This window comes from Sphingomonas sp. 2378 (genome assembly GCF_038084995.1).
Taxonomy (GTDB): Bacteria; Pseudomonadota; Alphaproteobacteria; order Sphingomonadales; family Sphingomonadaceae; genus Sphingomonas.
The window spans coordinates 136,584-153,535 of record NZ_JAXCMJ010000003.1; the positions used below are offsets into that span (position 1 = coordinate 136,584).

The 16,952-nt window shown below is 65.6% G+C and carries 14 protein-coding genes; 7 read left to right on the top strand and 7 right to left on the bottom strand.

Annotated features, from left to right (window positions below; translation table 11 throughout):
• Window positions 1–132 precede the first annotated feature (132 nt).
• The 3 genes from SM191_RS02845 (at window position 133) to moaB (ending at window position 3,725) form a co-directional block, all read left to right on the top strand.
• The gene (locus SM191_RS02845; protein ID WP_341504897.1) at window positions 133–906 is read left to right on the top strand and encodes a uracil-DNA glycosylase; all 774 of its coding nucleotides are present in this window, start codon (window positions 133–135) and stop codon (window positions 904–906) included.
• Window positions 903–2,771, top strand: a complete 1,869-nt coding sequence (locus SM191_RS02850) for a lytic transglycosylase domain-containing protein (RefSeq protein ID WP_341504898.1) — start codon at window positions 903–905, stop codon at window positions 2,769–2,771. The genes SM191_RS02845 and SM191_RS02850 overlap by 4 nt, the downstream gene beginning before the upstream one ends.
• A 426-nt stretch (window positions 2,772–3,197) precedes the next feature.
• On the top strand, window positions 3,198–3,725 hold the full coding sequence (moaB, locus tag SM191_RS02855) for a molybdenum cofactor biosynthesis protein B (RefSeq protein WP_341504899.1): 528 nt from the start codon (window positions 3,198–3,200) through the stop codon (window positions 3,723–3,725).
• On the opposite strand, the gene SM191_RS02860 is transcribed toward moaB, so the two are convergent.
• Complete coding sequence (locus SM191_RS02860) at window positions 3,726–4,058, bottom strand: VOC family protein (protein WP_341504900.1); 333 nt, start codon at window positions 4,056–4,058, stop codon at window positions 3,726–3,728.
• A 106-nt stretch (window positions 4,059–4,164) separates the two neighbouring features.
• On the opposite strand from SM191_RS02860, the gene SM191_RS02865 reads away from it, so the two are divergent.
• The gene (locus SM191_RS02865; RefSeq protein WP_341504901.1) at window positions 4,165–5,232 is read left to right on the top strand and encodes a PA0069 family radical SAM protein; all 1,068 of its coding nucleotides are present in this window, start codon (window positions 4,165–4,167) and stop codon (window positions 5,230–5,232) included.
• A gap of 48 nt (window positions 5,233–5,280) precedes the next feature.
• A complete protein-coding gene (locus SM191_RS02870) occupies window positions 5,281–5,415 on the top strand; it encodes a hypothetical protein (RefSeq protein ID WP_341504902.1) in 135 nt (44 codons plus the stop codon).
• Between the two features lie 100 nt (window positions 5,416–5,515).
• Here the strand turns inward: SM191_RS02870 and dnaE are convergent, their stop codons facing one another.
• A complete protein-coding gene (gene dnaE / locus SM191_RS02875) occupies window positions 5,516–9,007 on the bottom strand; it encodes a DNA polymerase III subunit alpha (RefSeq protein ID WP_341504903.1) in 3,492 nt (1,163 codons plus the stop codon).
• Between the two features lie 101 nt (window positions 9,008–9,108).
• Here dnaE and SM191_RS02880 point away from each other — a divergent pair, with 101 nt between their 5' ends.
• Complete coding sequence (locus tag SM191_RS02880) at window positions 9,109–9,675, top strand: HdeD family acid-resistance protein (RefSeq protein ID WP_341504904.1); 567 nt, start codon at window positions 9,109–9,111, stop codon at window positions 9,673–9,675.
• 101 nt (window positions 9,676–9,776) lie between these two features.
• Here SM191_RS02880 and SM191_RS02885 read toward each other — a convergent pair whose 3' ends face one another.
• From SM191_RS02885 to SM191_RS02905, 5 genes are all read right to left on the bottom strand, one after another.
• On the bottom strand, window positions 9,777–10,259 hold the full coding sequence (locus SM191_RS02885; protein WP_341504905.1) for a glutathione peroxidase: 483 nt from the start codon (window positions 10,257–10,259) through the stop codon (window positions 9,777–9,779).
• Window positions 10,256–10,849: a GNAT family N-acetyltransferase gene (locus tag SM191_RS02890; RefSeq protein ID WP_341504906.1), complete on the bottom strand. Its 594-nt coding sequence runs from the start codon at window positions 10,847–10,849 to the stop codon at window positions 10,256–10,258. Before SM191_RS02890 ends, SM191_RS02885 begins: the two co-directional genes overlap by 4 nt.
• Complete coding sequence (locus tag SM191_RS02895) at window positions 10,846–11,565, bottom strand: ABC transporter ATP-binding protein (RefSeq protein WP_341504907.1); 720 nt, start codon at window positions 11,563–11,565, stop codon at window positions 10,846–10,848. The genes SM191_RS02890 and SM191_RS02895 overlap by 4 nt, the downstream gene beginning before the upstream one ends.
• Window positions 11,558–12,808: a lipoprotein-releasing ABC transporter permease subunit gene (locus tag SM191_RS02900; RefSeq protein ID WP_341504908.1), complete on the bottom strand. Its 1,251-nt coding sequence runs from the start codon at window positions 12,806–12,808 to the stop codon at window positions 11,558–11,560. The genes SM191_RS02895 and SM191_RS02900 overlap by 8 nt, the downstream gene beginning before the upstream one ends.
• Before the next feature lie 668 nt (window positions 12,809–13,476).
• Window positions 13,477–15,921 (bottom strand): TonB-dependent receptor, encoded by a 2,445-nt coding sequence (locus tag SM191_RS02905; RefSeq protein ID WP_341504909.1) that lies wholly within the window; start codon window positions 15,919–15,921, stop codon window positions 13,477–13,479.
• 245 nt (window positions 15,922–16,166) lie between these two features.
• Here SM191_RS02905 and SM191_RS02910 point away from each other — a divergent pair, with 245 nt between their 5' ends.
• Entirely contained in the window at window positions 16,167–16,646 is a 480-nt protein-coding gene (locus SM191_RS02910) for an Hsp20 family protein (protein WP_341504910.1), read from the top strand.
• The last annotated feature ends 306 nt before the right edge of the window (window positions 16,647–16,952 follow it).

The following is a 16,952-nucleotide window of genomic DNA, read 5'->3' on the forward strand; positions in this document are numbered from 1 at the left end:
TTGTGACCGCGCCGCTGCCGTAGGGTCCCGCTATGGCGGGTTCGTCCGGGCGCGGACGGGAAACATCTTGTCCCGACCGTCGATCCGACAGATTGACGCGCACGTCAACCTTGCAGCATGGAAGCAAGTCATATGGGGGTTCTTCCAACGTTCGACACCGCATTGGCGGCCAGCGTGCTCGATTGGTGGCATGACGCGGGCGTCGACCTGCTGGTCGAGGAGGAACCCCGCGACTGGATGGCCGCCGAACCGGTGCGGCCCATGGCCTTCACGCCCCCCGCGCCGACCATGGCGAGTGCGACGCCCGCCATGCATGGCGGCGTGGTCGCGCTGGCCCCGGCACAGCCCACGCCCCTTCCCGATACGCTGGAGGCGTTCCTGGCGTGGCGGTTGTCCGACGCCGCGCCGGAGACGGCATGGGACGGCATATCGCTCGCTGCGACGGGGCCGATCAATGCGAAGCTGATGGTGCTGGTCGATTGCCCCGACCGCGACGATGGCGACGCGGGGCAGATCCTGTCCGGCGCGCCCGGCCGGCTGTTCGACCGGATGCTGGCCGCGATCGGCCAGTCGCGGGAGACGGTCCACATCGCCTCGGTCTGCGCACGCCGCCCGCTGGCCGGACGCGCGCCCGCCGGGCTGGAGGCGCGGCTGGCCGAGATCGCGCTTCATCATGTCGGCCTGGTCGCCCCGCGCGGGCTGCTATTGCTGGGCAATGCGGCGAGCCGTGCCGTGCTCGGGACCGAACTCACCAGCGCACGCGGACATTCACACGAACTTGATCATAAGAACGGCAAAAGCAGGGCGATTGCCAGCTTCCATCCCCGCTTCCTCATCGAGAAGCCGATGGCCAAAGCGGAAAGCTGGAAGGACTTGCAGATGCTGATGGGGGATATGCGAGGATGAAACCGGGGCAGCTTGTTACGTATATGCTGACCATGGGGGCGATGATCGCCGCCGGCCAAAGTGCCTCCGCCGCCCCGATCGAACCCGCCGCCGGTGGCGACGCGCGGGTTTCCCTCCCCGCCAAGGCGCCGCCCAGCATCCCTGCATTGCTCGATGCCGATCAGAAGGCGGGATATGCCCGCGTCTTCACCGCGATCCGCGAAAGCCGCTGGACCGACGCGCAGCTCGAACTCGACGCGCTCAAACCCGGCCCGCTCCATGCGATCGCCCGCGCCGAACTCTATACCGCCAAGGGCTCGCCTAAGGTCGATGTCGAGCGGCTGGTCGCGCTGCTCAACGAAGCCCCCGAACTGCCCCAGGCCGAGCAGCTTGCCCGTCTCGCCCGGTCGCGCGGCGCGCACGACCTGCCCCCGCTGCCGGAGGCGCACAATCTGATCTGGCAGGACGGCGCGCCCCGCCGCGTCCGGGCCAAGAGCGTGAAGAGCGACATGATCGCCGCCGATCTGGCGGTGAAGATGCAACCCTTCGTCAAGGCGGATGACGGCCCCTCCGCACAGGCGCTGCTCGAATCGACGCAAGGCCTGTCGCCCGAGGCACTGACCGAATGGCAGCAGAAGGTCGCCTGGATCTATTTCCTGATGGGCGACGATGACAATGCTCGCGCACTGGCCGCCAAGGCCGCCGAGGGCTATGGCGAATGGGCGGTGCAGGGTCGCTGGACCGTCGCTCTGTCGGCCTGGCGTCAGAATGACTGCCAGACCGCCGCGACCGCGTTCGAGGGTACCGCCGCGCGCGCCACCGATGTCGACCTGCGCGCCGCCGCACTCTATTGGGCCGCCCGCGCCGACATGGTTTGCGGCCGTCCCGACCGGATCGAGGGGCGACTGCGCTCCGCCTCGCAATTCCGCGAAAGCTTCTATGGCCAGCTTGCGCGTCAGGCGCTGGGGATGCGCGGCGAGCGGGAGCCGCGCGGGCAGTTGGTCGCGACCGACTGGGCCGCGCTCGACCGTCGCCCCAACATCCTGGTCGCCGCCGCGCTGGTCGAGATCGGCGAGACCGACCTGGCCGATCAGGTGATCCGCCAGCAGGCGCGGATCGGTCAGCCAACCGAGTTCCGCAACCTCGTCCGCCTCGCCGAATCGCTCGACCTGCCCGCGACGACGGTGTGGCTGGCGCATAACTGCCCGGCGGGCGTCACCGCGACCGCCGAGGCGCGCTATCCGACGCCGAGCTGGAAGCCCGACAGCGGCTGGCGTGTCGACAAGGCGCTGGTCTATGCCCACACCCTTCAGGAAAGCGGGTTCCGCAACAAGGTGGTCAGCCCGGCGGGCGCATACGGCCTGATGCAGATCATGCCCGCTGCCGCGACCGACTTCGCCCGCGAGCGGGGCGTGTCGATCGACCGCAGCGCGCTGACCAAGCCGTCGACCAACATGGATATCGGCCAGCGCCATCTGGAGCGGCTGCGCGACATGACCGGCATCACCGGCGGCCTGCTGCCCAAGGTGATCGCCGCCTACAACGCCGGGCCCAAGCCGGTGGGCGAGTGGAACAGCATCGTCCGCGACAATGGCGACCCGCTCCTCTATATCGAGAGCATTCCCTATTGGGAGACGCGCGGATACGTCACCATGGTCCTGCGCAACTATTGGATGTACGAAAGCCAGACCGGCAAGGCCAAGTCGCCCAGCCGCTCCGCGCTGGCGCAAGGCCTGTGGCCGCGCTTTCCGGGTCTTCCCGGTGCGACGGCGATCCGGCTGCAACGTCCCAATGTCGCGCAGGCCAGCGTGCCCCCGAAGACGACGATCGCCCTGAACGCCACGATCAACCCGCAATCGAGTACGGCGGTCCCTCAGGCGAATTGAGCGGGATCGCGGGCGGCGTCGCTTGGCCTTCGACTTCGCTCAGGCTGAACGGACTGCGGGTTGTGCGGAACGGGGAATGACCGCGTTGCCTCCCTCCCAACCTCCGTTCACGCCGAGCGCGGTCGAAGCGCACGCCCCGGCACTCGCCAAATGGGGATGGGTACAAAAGTCGCCCTTCCACTCCCCCTCCGCACCACCCCGGCGAAGGCCGGGGTCCAGTTGCGGAGCGGTGGGAGCAAATTACCTGCGCCACGCCAACGGGATCCCGGCCTTCGCCCTTGTAAAAGCGCAGGCCGGACGGAAGAAATAATCTCCCAACCCCGTTCGCACTGAGCAAAGTCGAAGCGCACGCTCCACCACCTGCCCAGCCGCCCCCGATATCCCCACCCGAGCGTTCAGCCGCGAACCCCTGTATCGAAAGCCGCCATGCCCATCGACACCACCCGCCCCTTCCTTCCCGTCCGCATCGCGGTGCTGACCGTTTCCGACACCCGCTCACTGGCGGAGGATCGCTCGGGCGACACGCTGGTCGGGTTGCTGACCGAGGCGGGGCATGACCTGGCCGAGCGGACGATCCTGCGCGACGATGCCGATCATATCGTCGCGCAACTCCATCGCTGGATCGACGATGCGAGCGTCGACTGCATCCTGACCACCGGCGGCACCGGGGTGACGGGGCGCGACGTGACCCCGGAAGCCATCGAACGAGTCGCCACCAAGATGATCCCCGGCTTCGGCGAACTCTTCCGCTGGCTCAGCTTCCAGACGATCGGCACCTCGACCATCCAGTCGCGCGCCTGCGCCTGTGTCGCGCGTGGCACCTACATCTTTGCGCTCCCCGGCTCGACCGGCGCGGTGAAGGATGCGTGGAACGGCATATTGCGCGACCAGCTCGACAACCGCCACCGCCCCTGCAACTTCGTCGAGTTGATGCCGCGCCTGCTGGAACGCTGATCAGTCGGGCTGCATCGCCGCCAGTTCATGGCCGTCGACGTCGCGGAAATGAAAGCGCCGCCCGCCCGGAAAGGCGAAGATCGGCACGCTGATCGCCCCACCCGCGCGCTCGACCGCCGCCTGCGCCGCCTCCAAATCATCGACGCGGATCACCGGCAACGGCGCGGCGACCTTGTCGGACGCGGCGTCTAGGCCAAGGTCGGTGTCGCCGCTCATCGTCGCGGCGTAATCCGGCCCGAAATCGGTGAAGCTCCAGCCGAACGCCTCGGCATAGAAACGCTTGGCCTCCGCCCGATTGGAAACCGGAAGCTCCAGATAATCGAACCGCGCCATGATCACCTCCTGATGTTCTTGATACGTTCCGATTGATGATCTAATCTGGCGGCATGGTCAAGCGTGATTCCTCGAACGTCATGGTCCCTCTCACGACGGTACCCCCATGCCGAAAGTGACGGGGCGCGGCGCGACGGGAAATGCAACGAGTAGGCGTTTCAATCTGCCAGAGCATGAAGCGGACGGCGACTGGCTGGACCAGCGCGCGTTGATCGATGGCGAGCCGCCCAGGCTGCGCACGAGCGTGACGGTGGTCAAACCGCGGACGATCCTGACCCGCAACAACTCGCCCGATGTGCCGTTCAGCCAGTCGATCAACGCCTATGGGGGCTGCGAGCATGGCTGCATCTATTGCTTCGCGCGGCCGACCCATGCCTATCACGATCTCTCGCCTGGGCTGGATTTCGAGACCCGACTGTTCGCCAAACCCGATGCGGCGGAGTTGCTCCGTGGCGAACTCGCCAAACCGGGCTATGCGGTTGCGCCGATCGCGTTGGGGACCAACACCGATCCCTATCAGCCGATCGAACAGCAATGGCGTATCACGCGACAGATATTGGAGGTGCTGGCCGAAACCGATCACCCCGTCGCGATCACCACCAAGTCCGACCGGGTGGTCCGTGACCTCGACATTCTGGCCCCCATGGCGGCCAAGGGGCTGGCGACCGTCTGTGTCTCGGTCACCTCGCTCGACGCGCGCCTGTCGCGCACGGTCGAGCCGCGCGCGCCGACACCCGAACGGCGGCTGGCGGCGGTGGCGAAATTGGCGGCGGCGGGCATCCCGACCTATGTCTCGATCGCGCCGGTCATCCCGGCGATCACCGATCATGAGATCGAGCATCTGGTCGCCCGCGCGGCGGAGGCGGGCGCGCGGCACGCCTTCTTCATCCCCGTCCGCCTGCCGCACGAGGTCGCGCCGCTCTTTCGCGCGTGGCTCGATACGCATTTCCCCGATCGGGCGGGCAAGGTCATGGCGATCATCCAGTCCTTGCGCGGCGGGCGGGACAATGATCCGGGTTTCTTCACCCGCATGAAGGGCCAGGGCCCTTGGGCGGAGCTGCTCCGCGTCCGCTTTCACCGCGCCTGCCGGTTGCACGGACTGAACCGCGACCGACCATTGCTCGACACCGGCCGGTTCCGTCCGCCCAAAGGCCCGCAAGGCGAGCTATTCTGAGGATCGTCCCTATCGGCCAATGCGTTGAGGGCACGAAGGAGAGAGACGATGACGACCGACCCCGAGCCCACCCAGCCCGACCAGATCCCCAACGAGGATGAAGCCGACAGCTCCGGCGGGGGTTACGGCAATCACGGCGACGCGGGAGAGGAAGAACAGGATCGTCGCGAAGTCGGCGGCTGACCGGCTTCCATAATGTCATGCCAGCGCAGGCTGGCATCTTTGGCAGGTAAGCGACACCTTCGCCAAAGGCCCCAGCCTTCGCTGGGGCGACGACCGGCTGCTACCCCACCAACGCCAGTCGCGCCTCCGACGACTTCATCTCCACGCCCTTCACGCCGGGCAGATCCTCGATATGGCTGGCCAGTTCGGCATCGAGCAGGAAGTTGCGTCCCAGCGTCAGCAACGTGTCGCCATCCTGCCCCTTGATCCGGGCCCGTACCTCGCCGCGTCCGTTGCGCAGCGGATCGAGCATCGCGTGGAGCGCCTTGAACGCGATCTTGTCGGTCACCGTCACCTCGACCACGAATTTCGCCGTGCTGGCGAGGCCGTCGAACAGTTGCACGCGCTTGATGCTGACCCGAGGCGCTTCTTCGCCCGGGCGGCGGTCCAGTTCGACGGTGATCAGCGCGCAGTCACCTTCCTTGGCCGCCTTTTCCAGATCGGCGGCGACCGAGTCGTCGAAACAGGTCGCCAGGAACTGGCCCGTCGCATCCGATAGCTGCGCCATCATGTAGCGCTTGCCCCGCGCCGAGGTCCGCCAGCGCGCATCCTCGACCAGAGCCGCCATGGTCGCGCCGATCCGCGCCCCATCGTCGGGAATGATAAGCTCGGTCAGCGAGGTATAGGTCCGTGCGCCGTGCATCTTGGCGATATGCGCATGGCGGTCCACCGGATGCGCCGAGAAATAGAAGCCGAACGCCTCCTTCTCCTGCTCCATCCGCTGCGACAGGGTCCAGCGCACCCCCGAAGGCAGCTTGATGGCGTCGCCCGCCACTTCGGTCTCGCCGAACAGACCGCCCTGCCCGCTAGTCCGTCCCTCATGCGTCCGCGCGGCGATGGCGAGGACGGTTTCCGCGACCGCATGGACACCCGCGCGGTTGGGCTCGATCCCGTCGAACGCGCCCGCCGAGGCCAGCGTCTCCAACTGCCGCTTGTTCATCAAGCGTGGATCGACCCGCTTGGCCAGCGCATCGAGCGAGGCGAAGGGGCCGCCCGCCTCCCGCTCGACGACCAGCTTCTCCATCGCCCCCTCGCCCACCGACTTGAGCGCGCCCAGCGCATAGCGGACGGCCAGGCCATCCTCATGCGGCTCGACATCGAACTCGGCCTGGCTGGCGTTGATGCAAGGGGGGAGCATCGCCACGCCCATGCGCCGCGCGTCGTCGACGAAGATCGCCAGCTTGTCGGTCAGTGCCATGTCGTAGCACATCGACGCGGCATAGAATTCATGCGGGTGATGCGCCTTCAGCCACGCGGTCTGATAGGCGAGCAGCGCATAGGCCGCCGCGTGGCTCTTGTTGAAGCCATAGCCGGCGAACTTGTCGATCAAGTCGAACAGTTCGTTGGCCTTTTGCGCAGGGATGCCGTTCACCTCCTGGCATCCCTTGACGAAGATGGCGCGCTGCGCATCCATCTCCGCCTTCACCTTTTTGCCCATCGCGCGGCGGAGAAGGTCGGCACCGCCCAGCGAATAGCCCGCCAGGATCTGGGCGGCCTGCATCACCTGTTCCTGATAGACGAAGATGCCATAGGTCTCGGACAATATCTGTTCGAGCAGCGGGTGCGGGTAGATGATCTCCTCGGTCCCCTGCTTGCGGCGGCCGAAGCTGGGGATATTATCCATCGGGCCCGGCCGATAGAGCGACACGAGCGCGATGATGTCGCCGAAATTGGTCGGGCGCACGGCGGACAGGGTGCGCCGCATCCCTTCCGATTCCAGCTGGAACACGCCGACCGTGTCGCCCTTCTGAAGCAGCGCGTAGGTCGCCTCGTCATCCCAGGCCAGCGCGCCGAGATCGACCTCAACCCCGCGCTTGGCGAGCAGCTGCACCGCCTTTTGCAGCACCGACAGGGTCTTGAGGCCGAGGAAGTCGAACTTGACCAGCCCCGCGCCCTCGACGAACTTCATGTCGAACTGCGTCACCGGCATGTCCGAGCGCGGATCGCGGTAGAGCGGCACCAGTTGCGCCAGCGGCCGGTCGCCGATCACGACCCCTGCGGCGTGGGTCGAGGAGTGGCGCGGCAACCCCTCCAGCTTGGTGGCGAGATCGAGCAACCGGCGGACCTGATTGTCGTTGGCATACTCCTTCGCCAGTTCCGGCACGCCGTTCAGCGCGCGCTTCAGGTCCCAGGGATCGGTCGGATGGTTGGGCACCAGCTTGGCGAGGCGATCGACCTGGCCATAGCTCATCTGGAGCACACGGCCCGTGTCCTTGAGCACGGCGCGCGCCTTCAGCTTACCGAAGGTGATGATCTGCGCGACCTGATCGCGGCCATATTTCTCCTGCACATAGCGGATGACCTCGCCACGCCGGGTTTCGCAAAAGTCGATGTCGAAGTCGGGCATCGACACACGTTCCGGGTTCAGGAAGCGTTCGAACAGCAGGCCCAGCTTGAGCGGATCGAGATCGGTGATGGTCAGCGCCCAGGCGACCACCGAGCCCGCGCCCGAACCACGGCCCGGACCCACGGGAATGTCGTGATCCTTGGCCCATTTGATGAAGTCGGCGACGATCAGGAAGTATCCGGGGAAGCCCATCTGGATGATGATATCGACCTCGAACTTCAACCGTTCGTGATAGGCTTCGCGCCAGCCGGGTTCGCCCTCACCCTCCAGTTCGGCGATACGATCGAGCCGCGCCTCAAGCCCCGCCGTCGCGTCGCGGCGAAGCATCTCGGCCTCGCCCTCCCGGTCGCCCGCCAGGCTGGGAAGGATGGGCTTGCGCCACGGGGCCATGACGGCGCAGCGTTGCGCGACGACCAGCGTGTTGTCGATCGCTTCGGGCAGGTCGGCGAAGAGTTGCTTCATCACCTCAGCGGGCTTGAGCCACGCCTCGGGCGAACTTTTGGGGCGGTCGTCCATTTCGACATAGGTCGAGTTGGCGATGCACAGCATCGCGTCATGCGCATCGCGGAAACCGCTATCGGCGAAGCAGCAGGGATTGGTCGCGACCAGCGGCAGGTCGCGGTCATAGGCCAGGTCGATCAGCTCCTGCTCGGCCGCCATCTCGATCGCGTCATCGCGCCGCACCAGTTCGATATAGAGCCGGTCGCCATAAATGGCCTGCAACCGGCCGGCATAGGCTTTCGCCCGGTCGGGTTGGCCCTCCGCGAACAGCCGCGCGATGCCCCCCTCGCCCCCCGCCGTCAGCGCGATCAGGCCGGCGCTGAACTTCTCCAGCACGTCGAAACCGACATGGGCGGCCAGTTCGATCGGCCGCTCCAGATGCGCCGCCGACACCAGCGCGCACAGATTGTCGTAACCGGTCATGTCCTGCGCATAGAGCGCGATCCAGTCGACCATGGGCGCGACATTGTCCGGCATGTCGGGGCGCGCGACGCCCAGCATCGTGCCGATGATCGGCTGCACCCCCGCCTTCTTCGCCGCGTCCGAAAAGGCCATGGCGGCATAAAGGCCGTTGCGATCGGTCAGCCCGGCGGCGGGGAATAGATTGGCCTTGGCCTGGGCGGCGATCGCCTTGGGATCGATCGCGCCGTCGAGCATCGTGAAGGAGGAAAAGATGCGGAGCGGCACATATCCGGAATGCATCATCGACCCTTAGGCCAAGTCGCGTGATTCGGCCAGCGCGGAACCGGTGGGAAGACGGATCGTTACGCCCACAGAAGGATCAACCGGGATCAAGGCGACAGACGATGACCGACACGGACCGCTCATTTGCGACCCAGCTTCGGCCCGGTGCGGGCTGGGGCTGGATATTGGCTTACGGCGTGCTGTCGGCGCTGCTGGGTCTGGCTGCGTTCGTGTTTCCCGTGCCCGCGACATTCGCCGCGACGCTGGTGATCGGCGCGTTCTTCATCGCCGCCGGGCTCGTGTCGATCGGCGCGGGCCTGTTCGGCAAGGGGCATGAGGGACGCGGCTATGCGATCGGCTTCGGCCTGATCTCGCTTGTCATCGGCCTGATCATGGCGTTCGAGCCGGCGACCGGTGCGATCTCGATCACGCTTTTGGTCGCGGTCTGGCTGGGCCTTCGCGGCGCGCTGGAGATCGGGCTAGGCGCGCGGATGCGGCGGCGGCGTGGGTGGATGATTGCGCTGGGCGTGCTCAACATCATCCTGGCGCTGTTCGTGCTGGCGACGCTGCCGTGGAGCGCGATGACGCTGCCGGGTTATATTCTGGGGCTGAGCTTCCTGTTCGGGGGTATCACGTCCATCGCGGCGGCGCTCGATCATAAGAAGGGGGCGAGCGCGTTTTCGATTTGAGGGGCTTCCCTTGGCTTTCGACTACGCTCAGGCTGAACGGAGGTCAGGGATATGTCCTCCACCCCGTTCGCGCTGAGCGAAGTCGAAGCGCACGTTCCGCCCTATCCGAGCAGCGCCTCGATATCCTTCGCCAGATCCTCGGGCTTGGTCGTCGGCGCGTAACGCCCGACAACCTTCCCCGAACGATCAACCAGGAATTTGGTGAAGTTCCACTTGATCGCCTTGGTCCCCAGCACACCCGGCGCTTCGACTTTCAGCCACTGGAACATCGGATCGGCTCCGTCGCCATTGACCTCGACCTTAGCCATCACCGGGAAGGTCACGTCATAGGTCAACGAACAGAAATTCGCGATCTCCGCCGCATCGCCCGGCTCCTGCGCGCCGAATTGGTTGCAGGGAAAGCCCAGCACGGTCAGCCCCTGCGCCTCGTACCGGCGATGCAGTGCCTCAAGCCCCTCATATTGCGGGGTGAATCCGCATTTCGACGCCGTGTTGACGATCAGCAGCACGCGCCCGGCATAGGTCAACATGTCGACCGGCCGACCGTCCGCCACCGTGACGGTGAAGTCCGCGATACCGCTCATCCGTGCTTCCCCAGCAGATAGTCCAGATTGGCGCGAACGCCCGGCCATTCGCGATCGATCATCGAATAGACGATGCTGTCGCGAATGCGCCCATCGGCCATCACCTGATGTCCGCGCAACACCCCGTCTTTCTTCGCGCCGAGCCGCTCGATCGCCCTCTGGCTGCGCGCGTTGAGCGCATCGGTGCGGATCTGGATGGCCTGGCACCCCATCACCTCAAAGGCGTGAGCGAGCAGCATTCGCTTCGCCTCGGTATTGACGCCGGTACGCTGGACGCGGATGGCGTAGAAGGTGCCGCCAATCTCCAGCCGCCGATGCTGCGGTGCCATGCGCATATAGCGGGTGGTGCCGACGACCTCCCCGTTCGGCGTCTCGACCGTGAAGAGCAGGGCGCGGCTATAGTCCCGCTCCTCGAGCGCCGCCGCCAGCCAGCGCTCGGGCGTCTTCATCATCGAGACATTGGCGTAGAAGATGTTCCACAACCCGCCCTCCCGCGCGACCTCGACCAGCGCGGGCAGATCGGCCTCCAGGAACGGGCGCAGCGTGACATGGCGGCCGGTCAGCGTCGGCGTCTCGGTCCAGACGCTCATTGCAGGCGGCCTTCGTGCAGGCGGACCACCCGGTCCATCTTCGACGCCAGCCTCTCGTTATGCGTCGCGATCAGTGCGGCAGCCCCCTCGCCCCGCACCAGCCGCAGGAACTCGGCCAGCACCACTTCGGAGGTATGCTCGTCCAGATTGCCGGTCGGCTCGTCCGCCAGCACGAGCGGCGGCTGGTTGGCGAGCGCGCGGGCGACCGCCACGCGCTGCTGCTCGCCGCCGGAAAGCTGGCTCGGCCGGTGGGTCAGCCGGTGGCCGAGGCCCAGCGCGGTCAACAAGCCCCTGGCGCGCTCATCGGCGGCACCGGGCAGCTTGCCCTGCACCAGTTGCGGCAGGACGACATTCTCGATGGCATTGAAGTCGGGCAGGAGGTGATGGAACTGATACACGAAGCCCAGATAATCGCGCCGCGCGACGGTGCGGCCATGCGCGTCCAGCTTCGACACTTCCTCGCCCGCGATGCGGATGGAGCCCGAAAAACCGCCTTCCAACAGGCCGACCGCCTGCAACAGCGTCGACTTGCCCGAGCCGGAGGGGCCGAGCAGCGCGACGATCTCACCCGGCGCGACGGCCAGGTCGACGCCGCGCAGCACCTCGATTGTCTGGCCCCCTTGCGTGAAGCTGCGCGAGAGTCCGGTCGTCTCCAGCACCGGTTCGGCGACGCGGGCCTCGACGGCGGTTCCCATGCGGATGATCGGATCATTCATAGCGCAGCACCTGAACCGGGTCCGTGCTCGCCGCCTTCCAGGCGGGGTAGAGCGTGGCGAGGAAAGAGAAGACGAGCGCCATCGACGCGATCACGATGACCTCGACGGGGTCGGTCTTGGACGGCAGCTCGGTCAGATAGCGGATCGATGGATCCCAGAGATTCTGCCCCGTGACGAACTGGACGAAGTTCACCACCCCCTGCCGATAGAAGAGGAAGATCGCCCCCAGCACGAGCCCGGCCAACGTTCCCAGCGCGCCGATCGTCGTGCCGACCGTCATGAAGATACGCATCAACCCGCCCCGCGTCGCGCCCATCGTCCGCAGAATCGCGATGTCGCGCGTCTTGGCACGGACCAGCATGATCAGCGAGGACAGGATGTTGAACACCGCGACCAGGATGATGATCGACAGCACGGTGAACATCGCCACCCGCTCGACCGCCAATGCCTCGAACAATTGCGCGTTCATCGTCCGCCAGTCGGCGATCACCGCGCGCCCACCCAGCTTGTCGGCCAGCGGCGCCAGGATCTGCCCGACCCGGTCCGCATCGACCGTCTGGATTTCGACCATGCCGACCGTGTCGCCCATCAGGAGCAGCGTCTGCGCATCCTCGATGGGCATGATGACATAGGCCTTGTCATAGTCGTACACCCCGATCTCGAAGATCGCGCCGACCGTGTAGCTGACGATGCGCGGCACCGTGCCGAAGGGGGTGGTCTGTCCCTGCGGGCTGATCAGCGAAATTTCCGAGCCGACGGACGCCCCCAGCGCTTCGGCCAAGCGGCTGCCGATCGCGATGCGCCCGCTGCCGGGCGTGACGCTGTTGAGATTGCCCATGACGATCTTGGAACGGATCGCGGAATTGCCGCGGATATCGGCCACCCGCATGCCACGCACCAGCACCGCCTCGACCCGGCCGTTATAGCTGGACATCAGCGGCTGCTCGATCATCGGCACCGCGCTGGTCACGCCGGACGTCGCCCTGGCATCGCGCACGATATCGCGCCAATCGGGCAGGCGACCGCCCCCCCCCTGCACCACCGCATGACCGTTCAGCCCGACGATCTTGTCGAACAGCTCGGCGCGAAAACCGTTCATCACGCTCATGACGATGATGAGCGCGGCGACGCCCAGCATGACCGCGACCAGGCTGATCGAAGCGACGAGGAAGATGAATGCCTCCCCCTTGCCCGGCAGCAGATAGCGCCGCGCGATCATCCGTTCGTAACGAGACAGGATCATTGAGGTCCGATCGATCCATGAAGAAGACGAAATGCCCGCAGGCTGTAGGAGCGCCGCCGGGTGCTGGCAATGCCGCGCCCGGTTCGGCTTGCAAAACCGGTGACTCCGGCGATTGTTGCGCGCGTGCCACACAGCCGCGCCAATCGTAGCGCGGATGCCGCAAGAGGGATGACAAGCCCCGTCATCCTAACGTACCACAATCTTACTGAGACACAGGCAGCAACGGCCGTGGTTCGGGGATTGCTCCAACGCTCACCCAACGAGGTTGATGCGGGAGCGGGAAAAGGGGGCTGACGAGCGATCGTCACGCAGGCGCCCGGATCGGAAACGGTCCGGGCGTTTGGCATTCAGGCACCGACACGATCGCTCCACGCTCGGGAAAAGCCACCGGGACCGGCCAGGGAAACGGGGAGCTTCCAGACTTCCGTCCCCAGATGCCGGCCCGGCGCCCGCTCACGGGACCTTCGATATACCAGATCAAGATGAACCGAATGTGGACGAATCCTGTGATTCGTTCCCTTCCATCCTCCCCAAGCTTGGCTTGGGGAGGGGGACCACTGGGCGTTAGCCCAATGGTGGAGGGGCTATGCCGTTCGCGAGCGTAACCCGCCCCTCCACCATCGCTAACGCGATGGTCCCCCTCCCCATCTCCGATGGGGAGGATTGGGTCAGAAAGACTTGGAAATCGTTAACCCATAGGTCCGGGGATCGCCCGGCTGCCCGACGATCAGACCGGTCGAGCCCGACTGGGTCGCCAGCAACTCATAGTAATTGTGATCGAACAGGTTGCGCACCCAGACGAAGGCGTTCCAACTCCCCGGTGCCTTGAAGCCTGCGCGGACGTTGGACAGGCTGTAGCCGTTGATATCAGTATAGGCCGAGCGCGACGGATTGGACGAGAATTTCGACCGATAGCTGCCGTCGTAACCGAGATAGAATTGTCCCTCTGTCCCCGCCACGGTCGCGGGCAAGTCATACTCCGCGCCATAGGAAAAAGCCCAGCGCGACACGCCCGGCAGCCACTGGCCCGAGATATCGCAATAGGGCAGCGAATTGCCCGGCGTTCCCGCCGCCGCCGGAGTGCCGACGATCTGGCCGTTCACCACGGGCAGCGCGGTGCCGCCCGACAATTCCGGCGGGCAAGGCGCATTGGTGAAGCGGGTATAGCGCGCATCGGTGAAGGCGGCATTGGCATAGACGTTGAACCGACTGGTCGGGCGGAAGGCCGAGTCTATCTCGACCCCCCGCGTCCGCACCCGCCCCGCATTGGCGAGATAGCCGCGCAGCACGTTGACCTGCAGGTTGTTCACCGTCGCCTGATAATCGCCGATCTCGGTCCAGAAGCCCGCGATATTCACCGTCGCACGCCGGTCGGCGAACTGGGTCTTCAGCCCCAACTCGAAATGATTGACCTTCTCGGGGCGCACGGTCTGCGTCGCCAGGATCGGATTGTTCTGCCCATCGAGCGGCAAGCCCGACAGGTTGATGCCCCCCGACTTATAGCTGCGCGCATAGGTCGCGTAGTAATGGACATTGGGATTGAACTCATAGGCGATGGTCAGGTCGCCCGACAGGTTCCAGTTGGTGAAGGAGGGCGTGTAATTCTGCGGCGCCAGCACCCCGCGCTGGTCGCTGGTCAGCGTCGAGGACCCCGCCCCATTGGTCACGGTCGAGACATAGGACCCGTCCTTGCGATCATAGTTGAGCCGCAGGCCCGGCGACACCGACAGGCGATCGTCGACATGCCAGGTCAGCTTGCCGAACAGCGCCGCCGAAGTGTTGGTGAAGCCGATGGTATTGCGCGAGGTCAGGCCGTTCAGCGTCGCCGGATCACGCCCGCCCGCGCTGGTCGGGTTGAGCAGGAAGGCGCTCGCCGCCGGGCCCTGTACCTGTAGCCCCTGCGTGTCGATCGACTGCCAGAAGTAAAAGGCGCCCAGCACATAATCCAGCGTCCGCTTGCCGTTCGAGGCGATGCGGATTTCCTGTGTCACCTGGCTCTGCTGCGACGGATTGGCGGAAACCGTGGTGATGGGCAGGCCGATAAAGTCGCGATCGTTGGACGGGTCCCAATGCCAGAAGCGCCACGCCGACACGCTGGTCAGCGTCGCCTCGCCCACATCCCAGTTGGCGACGAGCGACAGCCCGCCCAGTTCCTGCTTGGCGCGCAGGTCGGTATCGACATCGGTCAGCCGGTCGAAGGCATTGGTCGAGGGTACGCTATAGCCTTGCGCCGCCGCGAGCGCGGCATATTGGCGGTTGATCGGCCGCTGCGTCGCGCCCACCCGCGCATAATATTGGACGCAGCAATTGGGGTTCTGCCGTGCATAATCGCCCGACAGGGTCAGGTCGAGAGTGGGCGTCGCGTGCCACAGGAACTGGCTGCGCAGCGACAGATTGTCCTGGCTATTCTGCCATTCCTGCTGTCGCGTGTTCCAGACGGTACCGCGCCGCGTGGTGATCGAGGTCGACAGGCGGACCGCCACCTTGTCATCGACCAGCGGGCCCGACACCGACGCCTTGCCCTGGAAGAAATCGTAATTGCCGGCACTCAGCTCGACCCGCGCCTCGGGCGTGAAGCTGGGCGCGCGGGTGATGATGTTGATCGCGCCCGCCGTGGTGTTCTTGCCATAGAGTGTGCCTTGCGGCCCGCGCAGCACCTCGATCCGCTCGGTATCGGTGAAGTCGAACGTCGCCGAGGCGATGCGGCTGTAATAGACCTGATCGACATAGATGCCGACGCCCTGCTCGATCCCGTCATTGGTGAGGCCGAACGGCGCGCCGAGCCCGCGGATATTCGCTGCCGAGTTGCGCGGATTGGTCGAGTAGAATTGCAGCGTCGGCTGAATCTGGGTCAGCCGGTTGACATTGTACGTCCCCGTCTCCGCCAATGCGGTGCCGCCGATCACCGACATGGCGATGGGAACGCTCTGGATCGTCTCGGCGCGACGGCGCGCGGTGACGACGACATCGCCGCCACCCTGTTGCGCGGTGCCCAACCGTCCTTCGTCGCGGCGGGCTTCGGTCGTCGGTGCGGTGACGACAGGCGTGTCCTGCGGATCGGCGGCCGGTGCAGCCGCCTGAGCGGCGAGGATGAGCGCGAGGGTCAAGGACATGGAAGCTCCCCTTTTGATTTCATCTCCTATTCACACATCGTTTTACTATGCATTCAAGCCAGCCATGGCTTGCCCCATCCGAAGATTTGCTTTCCGATCCGAAAAGGCTCTTGAAGCCTCTTTATGGTGAACCATATGGGTTCGCGTGCGGTGCCGATAGCGGGCTGCACGGATGGGTCGAACCGCCCCGCGCCGGGGCGATCCGGCCGATCCCGTTTCAATTCGCTTCTGATGGAGGTTTTGACATGCGTATCGATCTGACTCCGTACCGCCGTTCGACCATCGGCTTCGATCGGCTGTTCGATCTGCTGGAGGCCAATTCACGTGGCGCTTCGGCGGAGAATTATCCTCCCTTCAACCTCGAACGTCTGGCCGAGGACCGTTACCGCATAACCCTGGCGGTCGCCGGTTTCAGCCGTGACGAGATCGAGATCACCGCGCAGCAGAACATGCTGCTCGTCACCGGCAAGAAGGATGACAAGACGGGTTCGCCCAACTTCCTGCATGTCGGGATCGCCAATCGCTCGTTCGAGCGGCGCTTCGAACTGGCGGACTTCGTGTTCGTCGAGGATGCGCGCCTGAACGACGGCCTGCTCGTCATCGACCTCGTCCGCGAGGTGCCCGAGGCGATGAAGCCCAAGACGATCGCGATCAAGACGGGCCAGCCGCTCGCCGCGGTGGAACATCACGCCGACGACAAGGCCGACGAGGCCAAGGCGGCGTAAGAGGCTCGACGTCTTTCCCTCCCTGAAGACGTCGTGGGGCGTCCGGACCGACGGGTCCGGGCGCCTTTTGTTTTATGCGTTTCGGTCGGGCTGGCAAAAGGAGAAATAAACATTCCTCCCCAAGCTCGCTTGGGGAGGGGGACCGCGCCCGAAGGGCGTGGTGGAGGGGCTTGGCCGGTCCGTCATCGCCCCTCTACCATCACTGACGCGATGGTCCCCCTCCCCGAGCGAAGCTCAGGGAGGAATGGGGTTACATCCCCTCATTCAGCCTGAACGGTGCGGGAAAGAAGAAAAACCCCGCCCCCT

Excerpts from the sequence above, each read along its gene's own strand:
- SM191_RS02845 (WP_341504897.1), top strand. The coding sequence starts at position 133 with ATGGGGGTTCTTCCAACGTTCGACACCGCATTGGCGGCCAGCGTGCTC.
- SM191_RS02850 (WP_341504898.1), top strand. The coding sequence starts at position 903 with ATGAAACCGGGGCAGCTTGTTACGTATATGCTGACCATGGGGGCGATG.
- moaB (WP_341504899.1), top strand. The coding sequence starts at position 3,198 with ATGCCCATCGACACCACCCGCCCCTTCCTTCCCGTCCGCATCGCGGTG.
- SM191_RS02860 (WP_341504900.1), bottom strand. The coding sequence starts at position 4,058 with ATGGCGCGGTTCGATTATCTGGAGCTTCCGGTTTCCAATCGGGCGGAG.
- SM191_RS02865 (WP_341504901.1), top strand. The coding sequence starts at position 4,165 with ATGCCGAAAGTGACGGGGCGCGGCGCGACGGGAAATGCAACGAGTAGG.
- SM191_RS02870 (WP_341504902.1), top strand. The coding sequence starts at position 5,281 with ATGACGACCGACCCCGAGCCCACCCAGCCCGACCAGATCCCCAACGAG.
- dnaE (WP_341504903.1), bottom strand. The coding sequence starts at position 9,007 with ATGATGCATTCCGGATATGTGCCGCTCCGCATCTTTTCCTCCTTCACG.
- SM191_RS02880 (WP_341504904.1), top strand. The coding sequence starts at position 9,109 with ATGACCGACACGGACCGCTCATTTGCGACCCAGCTTCGGCCCGGTGCG.
- SM191_RS02885 (WP_341504905.1), bottom strand. The coding sequence starts at position 10,259 with ATGAGCGGTATCGCGGACTTCACCGTCACGGTGGCGGACGGTCGGCCG.
- SM191_RS02890 (WP_341504906.1), bottom strand. The coding sequence starts at position 10,849 with ATGAGCGTCTGGACCGAGACGCCGACGCTGACCGGCCGCCATGTCACG.
- SM191_RS02895 (WP_341504907.1), bottom strand. The coding sequence starts at position 11,565 with ATGAATGATCCGATCATCCGCATGGGAACCGCCGTCGAGGCCCGCGTC.
- SM191_RS02900 (WP_341504908.1), bottom strand. The coding sequence starts at position 12,808 with ATGATCCTGTCTCGTTACGAACGGATGATCGCGCGGCGCTATCTGCTG.
- SM191_RS02905 (WP_341504909.1), bottom strand. The coding sequence starts at position 15,921 with ATGTCCTTGACCCTCGCGCTCATCCTCGCCGCTCAGGCGGCTGCACCG.
- SM191_RS02910 (WP_341504910.1), top strand. The coding sequence starts at position 16,167 with ATGCGTATCGATCTGACTCCGTACCGCCGTTCGACCATCGGCTTCGAT.